The following is an 8,397-nucleotide window of genomic DNA, read 5'->3' as shown; positions in this document are numbered from 1 at the left end:
CGGTGCATCTCTCCCAGCCGGGCCTCGGCCTCCTTGCGGCTGGTGATGTCGCGGCTGAACAGCGTCACCCCCACCACCTGGCCTCCCTCCCCCAGGATGGGGTGCATGCAGACGTCCATCACGCGGCGCGAGCCCCCGAAGTCGTACGTCTCCTCATGGCGCAGGCGCTGACCGCGAAGCACCTGGGCGAGGCGGTCCTTCCAGGGCTGGGCATTCTCGGGATTCGTGCCGCGGAAGAGGGACTGCCCCAGCTCGATCTTCCTGCCGAGCATCCCCTGGTAGAACTGCTTCATGGCCGAGTTGGCGACGAGCAGGCGCCCCTCGGTGTCCAGGGAGACCACGACGTCGTCGGTGCTCTCGATGATGCTGATCAACTTGCTCTCGTTGACCCGGAGCTGCTTCAAGGCCTGCTCGAGCGAGTGGTGGGCCGCATCCCGCGCGGTGCTGTGCAACGAGCTCAGTCCCCAGATGCCCAGGAACGCGAACCCCGCCATGAGGTGCCGGACCCAGAACCGTGACAGGGAGAAGGACGCGTCGGTGCTGCCGAGGTGGAGCGTGATGTAGAGGGGGTGGAGCGCGTCCAGGAACACGGCGAGGAAGAGGGTGTAGAACAGGGCCCGGCGCGGCCCCAACAGGTACACGGCGAAGGCGGGCAGCAGCAGCAGCATGGCGTGCACGCCGCCCTCGAGGTTGGCCTTGTTCGAGAGGACGGCTCCCAGGAAGCTGGCCGTGAGGGTCGCCAACAGGATTCCCGCCGGGACCGCGAACCGGGTGGCCTTTCGCGCCGCCACCAGGGTCGCCCCGTACAACACGCCCGCGAGGCCCGGGATGGGGGAGTAGGGCGAGAAAAACGTGCTCACCACGAACAGCATGGCGAGCATGATCATGAAGCACGCGGACCCCACGAGCACCCGGTGACGCACGAGGTCCTCGGGAGGCGCGTTGCGCAGGGGCTCCGAGAGGAAGAAGTCCAGCCAGCCCAGCAGCCCCGTGGCTTTCTCGGGGCCCGGGGAGGCCAGTGCTCGGAGGTCGGGTGGCTCGGGAACGTCCTGGCTTGTCTCGGCGAAGGAAGGGAGCGCCATGTCAGGGGAGCGACTGCGAGGGGAGGGAGGGGCCTTCGGCGGCTCGGGGGCGCATTGTGGTCCGGATCCTGGCCTCTTCTAAGAAGAGGCCAGGCGGGCAAGGGGCGTGTTGCCCTGTCGGAGTCCTCCGGGCGCGGGCGATGTTCAGCGCGGCAGCTCCACCACCCACAAGCCGCCGCCGCTCTGGCGGCTCCGGGTGAAGAAGACGCGGGACGGGTGGTTCAGGTAGCGCACCCGGAGCACGTCCCGCGCCACGAGGCCGCTCATCGTCCCGTCGCTGGTACTGGCCGCGAGATCGAAGACGTACTCGCCCGAGGTCGGGTCCACCCGCCGGTTCACCGAGTACAGCAGCACCCGGCCGGACCAGAAGGGCCGCGCGATGCTCCAGTCGCCGCTGAAGCCGGTGGTGTACGCCTCGGTCGTCACCACCCGCGCCGGCCCGAAGCCCTCCGTGCCGAACAACGACAGCGTGCCCCACTCGTAGACGCCCGACGGCCTGTGGAACACCGCCAGCCGCGGCGTGCTGGCCACCTGCTCGTACCCCAGCCAGTTGACGCCGGAGGACACGGGCACCTGGGCCGTGCCGCCGGCGGTGGGGAACACCATGGCGCTCATCACGTAGGAGGAGCGATCCACGATCTGGACGGCCACGTAGTCCCAGGCGCTGGAGGCGGTGAAGCTCTGCGAGTAGTAGTTGCTGGTCAGCTCGACGAAGGCTCCACTCCGAGAGGTATCGGCGAGGAAGAGCCGGTAGCCGACAAAGGAGCTGCCCGAGGGCAGCTCCAGCCGCACCCAGCGCCAGTCCGGACTGAAGACGAAGTTGCCGCCGCTGCCAGCGGGCAGCCCGGTGAGGACCACCGCGTCACCGCCAGCGAGCGGTTGGAGGGTCAGCTGGGTGTTGCCCGCGGCGTCCGTGCCGGCGTAGGCGACGCGCGTGCCGTCGGGCGAGAAGAACACGTACCGGCAGTGGCAGTCCGCCACCAGCTCCCGCCGGCCAGTGCCATCCGCCGAGATGAGGGAGAGGGTGGCGGTCCCGTCGATGTCGGCCGAGTGGATGAAGGCCAGCCGGGTGCTGTCCGGGGACCAGGCATGATCGTAGACGTACTTCTGGGGCGCGACCAGCAGCGGCACGCCGGACGGGGTGTAGGTGGTGAGCTTGCGCAACGTCCACACACCGCTCTGGTCGGTGTAGAGCGCCGCGCTCCCATTCGGGGAGGGCCCCTCGCCCGGGAGGTACGCACCATAGCCCAGGCCCACCTCTTGGTTGCCGACGAACGAGTACGCCGTGAGGTAGCCGGAGTCACTCGAGGAGAAGCTCTTCTCCTTGTAGAACACCGAGGAGCCCACGTCCTGGAGCTCCGCGAAGTAGGAGGCGGTCGTCAGCAAGGTGGGGCTCGTCCCATCCGACTTCGCCCGCATCAGGGAGCTGAAGCTCGTGCACGGGTCGTTGGCGTAGTAGCGCGTGTAGACGAGGTGGGCCGAGTCGGCCATGAAGAAGGTCTCGTTGAAGCCAGCACTGGACTCCACCTTGGTGACCATGGGCGGGCTGCCGAGCGTCACCACCGACAGGTCCCCCAGACCGATGCGGCCAAAGCATCCGTAGGGGCTGTCCGACCGGTCGGTGCTGTAGGCCACGCGCAGCTCGTCGGGCGAGGGGAAGAAGGCCTTGGGCGCGTTGCTCAAGAGCTTCGTCATGACGACGCCGGGGTAGTCGCCGAGCGGAAGCGTGCAGAGGTTCGGGGTGCCGCTGCCTCCGCATTGGCGCGGCGAAGCACAGCTCGCGCAGGCCACCGTGCGGGACCGTCCGCAGCGGTCCACGCCCGAGACCGTGCCGCAGTTGGCCCCGCGCGCGCCGCAGAAGGCCGCATCCGACTCGGAGGTACAGCCGCACACGTAATAGCTGGTGCCACCTCCGCAGGTCTCGGGCGAGGTGCAGGTGCCGCAGCTCGACACGTAGCGCGAGTTGCCGCAGCTGTCCGTGACCCACGGCGTTCCACAGGTCGCCCCGAGCCGCTGGCACACCTCCTCGTCCGTCTCCGGGGTGGGGGTGCAGCCGCAGACGTTGGCCGTGCCGCCGCCTCCACAGCTCTTGGGGTTGGTGCAGGTGCCGCAGCTCGACACGGTGCGCGCCGTGCCGCAGTTGTCGGCGCCGGAGACGGTGCCGCAGTTCTTGCCCAGCCGGGAGCAGAAGGCGGCGTTCGTCTCGGGTTTGCATGCGCAGACGTTGGCCGTTCCGCCACCGCCGCAGGTCTGGGGCGCGGTGCAGCCTCCGCCGCAGGACGTGGTGCGCGTCGCGCCGCAGTTGTCGGAGCCGGAGACGGTGCCGCAGTCCTTGCCCAGCCGGGAGCAGAAGGTCGCGTTCGTCTCGGGCGCGCAGCCGCAGGCGTTGGCCGTGCCGCCGCCCCCGCACGTCTGGGGCGCGGTGCAGCCTCCGCAATCCACGGTGCGGTTGTCCCCGCAGTTGTCCACGGCCGTCACGTCGCCGCACTGCTTGTCCAGCCGGGAGCAGAAGGCCACGTCCGTCTCGGGCGTGCAGCCAGCATCCGGGGGCGTCGTCCCGGCGTCCTCTGGGAGCGTCGTCCCGGCGTCCTCTGGGGGCGTCGTCCCGGCGTCCGCGTGCCCTCCCGGGTTCTCGGAATGGGTGGGCTCACAGCCCAGGAGAAGGCACAGGGCGAGCAGTGAAAGAACTCTCATTGGGGGGACCATCCGTCATCGCGGGCCGCGCGTGCATCGCGTGTGCCCCGGGCAGAGGCTACCGGCTTCGCGGCGGGATGTGTACCGACCACCAACGGACGCTGAAACCCCCTTCGCCTTGTCTGCCCCCAGGCGAGCCTCCTACACCTCGCGAGACCGCGTACGAAGGGGGCGCCATGAACCGGTGGATGTGGGGCGTGCTGCTGTTCATCGCTGTTGCAACGGCTTGCCGCGACACGGATGGAGGGCCGACTCCTGGGATGGATGCGGGGAGCGTCGGGCCCGTGGGGGGTGGTGATTGGCTCCAGTACCGCTCGGGGCCCGAAGGGACCTGGGCGAATGGCGGTACCTTCACCGTGGCACAGGCCGCTGGCGTCGCGCCCCTGTGGACGGCCGACGCGGGCCCCCAGGGCTACACGCAGCCGCTCATCGTGGGCGAGTCCGTCTACGTCACCACGGGCCGAGAGGGGAGGGTGCTGGCTTTCGATACCCGCACCGGCGCCTCACGCTGGGCTCGGACCCTGGACCAGATCTTCACGGACCCCTGCCAGACCCGCCCGCTCCGCCCCGGCTTCTGGGCCGCTCCCGCGCTCGTGAACGGGGTGCTCTACGCCGCCTCTCCGGATGGGAATGTCTACGCGCTCGATCCCCAGAATGGGCAGACCCTGCGGCAGTCCCCGGTCGCCACGGTGGCTGACCCGCCCGAGCTGATCCAATCCTCTCCCGCCGTCTCCACGGCGCTCGGCCGACTGTACGTGGGCGTCGCGGCCATCTTCACCTGCCGTCATGTCGCCGGGCGCGTCATCTCGGTGGACCTCGCCACGGGTGCTTCGAGCTCCAAGGTTCTCACGGAGGCCGGACGGGTAGGGGCGGCGGTGTGGAGCAGCATCGCCGTCGATGCGCCCGCGAAGCGCATCTACGTGACGACGGGTGACCCCGTGGGCCAGCCACTCGGGGAGGTTCCGCTCGCCCAGGCCTTCGTGGCGCTCGATGCGGAGACGCTGGAGGTGCTCGACCAGTGGCAGAACCCGGGGCCTGGTCCAGGCGACAACAGCGACTTCGGGGCTTCCCCCACGCTCTTCACCGCCTCCGATGGCACGCGGCTGGTTGGCTCGGCCAACAAGGACGGCTGGCTCTACGTGCTGCGGCGGGAGCGCTTGTCGGAGGGCCCTCTGTGGAAGTACCCGCTCGCCGTGGGCGGCAAGGATCCGCTCCAGGGCCAGGGCAGCCTCGTCGCTCCGACCTTCGCGAACGGCCTCCTCTACGCCGCGGGAGGTGTCACGGCGGACGGGGCGCCTGGCTCCGTGGTGGCCCTCGAGCCCCTCGACGGCACCCTCCGCTGGAAGCACACGCCTCCTGGCTTCGTCTTCGCGGGGATGCCCGCGCTGGGAGACGTGCTGGTGGTCGTCTCCAACGCGCGCGATAACAGCCGAAGTTGGCTGGAGCTGCTGGACGCCCGGACTGGCGCGCTCCTCAAGCGCTTCGAAACGACGGGGCCCACCTATGCCGCCCCCTCGGTGGGCCGTGGGCTCATCCTCTGGTACCCCTATTCCGGGCAGCTCCGCGCGTTGGCCATACCGCCCCCCTGACGTACGTTCGGGCCCTTCGATCGTCCTCCCCTCACGCAGAGGTGTACCGAATGGCCCCCCGTGATTTCACTCGGAGCGAGTTTCTCGCGCTCTCCGGTCTGCTGGCTGGCTCCGCGCTCCTGCGAGGCACCGCGGAAGCCGCCGCGCCCAAGACGCCCCAGAAGCCGACGCCGGGCGCCGCCGACGCGGGCGTGGCCCAGGCCGCTCCTCCGTCCGGGCCCACGCGCGAGCAGATGGAGCAGCTTCGCCGGAGCTGCCGGGCCTCGCTCGTGCTCGGCATCTCTGGGAATGACGGCACCGAGCTCATCCGCGTCGGCGAGTGGGTGAAGAGCCAGGGCCTGACGGGGGACGTGTACGGCAACGGCGAGCTCGTCCAGTCCTTCGAGAAGCGCGTCGCGAGCCTGCTCGGCTTCGAGGACGGGTGCTTCATGCCGACCGGCACCATGGCGCAGCTCATCGCGCTGCGGATGTACGCGGACGCGGGGCGCAGCCGCGGCGTGGGCCTGCACCCGTCCTCCCACCACGTGCTGCACGAGAGCGACAGCTACTCCGTGCTGCACGGGCTGCACGCGGTGCAGCTCTCGCCGTGGGCGCGGCCGGTGCTCGCCAGTGACGTACGCGAGGCGCGTGAGCCGCTCGCCGTGGTCAGCGTCGAGCTGCCGGTGCGGTGGCTGGGCGGACAGCTCCAGTCCTGGGAGCAGCTCGAGGAGCTCAAGCGCACCTGCCGCGAGCAGGGCGTGAAGCTCCACATGGACGGCGCGCGCCTGTGGGAGAGCCAGCCCTACTACGGGCGCTCCTACGCGGACCTCTGCCGTGGCTTCGACTCGGTGTACGTGTCCTTCTACAAGATGGTGGGCGCGATGGGCGGGGCGATGCTGGTGGGCGGTCGCGACTTCATCCGCACGGCACGCGTCTGGCGGCACCGGCACGGGGGGAACGTCTTCCAGATGCTGCCCTACGTGGCCTCGGCGGCGATGCGACTGGACGAGGTGCTGGCCCGCATCCCGGGCTACGTCCAGCGCGCGAAGGCCCTCACCGAGGCGCTGGCGGCGGACTCCCGGCTCACGGTGCTACCTCGGCCCGTGCAGACGAACCTGTTCCGCGTCTTCCTGCGTGGCGACCCGGCGGCGCTGGCTCGACAGCGCGACCGCATCGCGCGCGAGCACGGTGTCTGGGTGGCCAACGGCTTCAGCCAGACGCGCGTGCCTGGAGTCGTGGAGGCGGAGCTGCAAGTAGGGGAGGGGCTCGCGAGCCTCAACGACGCGGACGCCGCGCGTGCCTTCCTCCGACTGCTCGAATCCGCGTGACAAAAAAATCGGGGAGGAGCCGCCCCCCAGCAGCCCCTCCCCGACGCACTTCCCCCGTTTGCTGCCCCCGAAACACCCAACCCAGCAACAACCCAACCCGCCCAACCCGCCGCCCCCGACCGCCCCCGCCCGTCCTACCCGACCGCCTTCACGTGGAGGGGCTAGAGCATCCCGCGTGCCAGCAGGGCCTGGGGAGAAGTGCATGTGATTCCAGGGGTTTGGCTCAACGTGGAGGGCGGCCCCGGCCGGGGAGCGGTAAGACTTTCACGCGGCCCGCGCGCGAAGCGCACGCGTTTCAGTGCGTGTTCGGCGCCACGTGCTTCAGGCGAGAGAATCCCGAGATAAATTGATTTTTAATCTTTTTTGGGATTTCAAGGAATTCGCTCCATCCCCGTGGATGAGGATCCCGTTCCCCCCTGAAGGAGAAATCACGATGCGTTCGAGCGTCATCAGCGCCAGGTCGACTCTGCGAGCCATGACCGTGGCTGTCTGCACGATGGCCGTCACCGGTTGTGGGCCCACGGAGTCCGTGTACGAGGTCAACGACGTGGACGTGGTGGGCGTCGTCCAGGCGGGAGTCAGCTCCGCGTCCGGCACGGTGGGTGGCAAGGCGGTCTGGGCCCACTTCAGCAACCCGCCCGCGTTCGCTGGCCGGGACTACACGATCATCGAGGAGCTGAAGCGCCTCATCAACGCCACGCCCGCGGGCGCCACCATCCGCGGAACCATCCACTCCATCAGCATTGATGGCGTCGCCGATGCGCTCCTCGCGGCGCAGAACCGGGGCGTCACGGTGTACCTCGTGCTGGACGGGAAGAACGCGAGCTCCACCGATCCCGCGATGACGACGATCCGGGCGCTCGCCAACGAGAGGTTCTGCACCAACACCAGTGGCGGTGGCGGCTGCATCGGCACGAGCGCCGCGGGCAACATGCACACGAAGATGTTCACGTTCAGCCAGACCACGGACCCCAATGGGGTGGCTCGCCCGTACGTCTCCTGGTTCGGCTCGTCGAACCTCACCTACGCGAGCGGCCCGGATGCGTTCAACAACACCATCACCGTGTACGACGCCGTCACGCTGTACGACGGCCTGAACGCCAACTTCTCGGACATGTGGAACCGGAGGCACTACTTCGGCAATGACTACTACGACTCGGCCAGCGGTCGCGGCTACTACCTGTCCAACCCGGCGGATGCCTACGCGTCGCCGGAGGCGGTGGGCCAGACCGATACGATCGTCACCCGCCTGAACGACGTCACGCCCGACGCGAACTGCCGGCTGCGCATCGGCATGTCGTTCGTCACGACCGGACGCCCCGACATCCTCGCGCAGGTCAAGCGCTACAGGGCGGGCGGCTGCGCGGTCTGGATGGTGGTGGGGGGCGACTCCACCGACGGCATCGCCATGCCGCAGAGCGTCTACAACGAGCTGCTCGACGCGGGGGTCGCGATCCGCAGGAAGGACAAGGTCCACGACAAGTTCTTCCTGGTCTACGGCAAGTACGGCACCACCTATAACTACCGGGTCTACACCGGCTCGCAGAACTGGTCGCAGGACGCCCTCAACGAGAACGAGGAGATCTTCGTCAAGATGGCGCCCGAGTCCGGGACGACGCACCCGCTCTACGACGGGTTCTACGGCCACTTCAACGACGCCTACAACAGCGGCGTGACGTGCACGAAGGCCAACTTCCCCTGCCGGTAGTGGCATGAGGCGGACCG

At 69.1% G+C, this 8,397-nt stretch carries 5 protein-coding genes; 3 read left to right on the top strand and 2 right to left on the bottom strand.

What is annotated here, in order from left to right; translation table 11 throughout:
• Together VF697_RS10520 and VF697_RS10515 are read right to left on the bottom strand one after the other, a co-directional pair.
• The coding region (locus VF697_RS10520) for a PAS domain-containing protein (protein WP_331093858.1) at positions 1 to 1,082 on the bottom strand (1,082 nt) is incomplete at its 3' end.
• A 144-nt stretch (positions 1,083 to 1,226) separates the two neighbouring features.
• Positions 1,227 to 3,776: a hypothetical protein gene (locus VF697_RS10515; RefSeq protein ID WP_331093856.1), complete on the bottom strand. Its 2,550-nt coding sequence runs from the start codon at positions 3,774 to 3,776 to the stop codon at positions 1,227 to 1,229.
• Between the two features lie 176 nt (positions 3,777 to 3,952).
• On the opposite strand from VF697_RS10515, the gene VF697_RS10510 reads away from it, so the two are divergent.
• The 3 genes from VF697_RS10510 (at position 3,953) to VF697_RS10500 (ending at position 8,380) form a co-directional block, all read left to right on the top strand.
• On the top strand, positions 3,953 to 5,365 hold the full coding sequence (locus VF697_RS10510) for a PQQ-binding-like beta-propeller repeat protein (RefSeq protein ID WP_331093854.1): 1,413 nt from the start codon (positions 3,953 to 3,955) through the stop codon (positions 5,363 to 5,365).
• A gap of 50 nt (positions 5,366 to 5,415) precedes the next feature.
• Positions 5,416 to 6,672: a threonine aldolase family protein gene (locus VF697_RS10505; RefSeq protein WP_331093852.1), complete on the top strand. Its 1,257-nt coding sequence runs from the start codon at positions 5,416 to 5,418 to the stop codon at positions 6,670 to 6,672.
• Between the two features lie 433 nt (positions 6,673 to 7,105).
• Positions 7,106 to 8,380: a phospholipase D-like domain-containing protein gene (locus VF697_RS10500; protein WP_331093850.1), complete on the top strand. Its 1,275-nt coding sequence runs from the start codon at positions 7,106 to 7,108 to the stop codon at positions 8,378 to 8,380.
• Positions 8,381 to 8,397: the final 17 nt, after the last annotated feature.

This window comes from Archangium sp., assembly GCF_036388035.1.
Classification (GTDB): Bacteria; Myxococcota; Myxococcia; order Myxococcales; family Myxococcaceae; genus Archangium.
The sequence above is the reverse complement of the archived record's forward strand: the minus strand, read 5'-3'. Positions and strand labels throughout refer to the sequence as shown.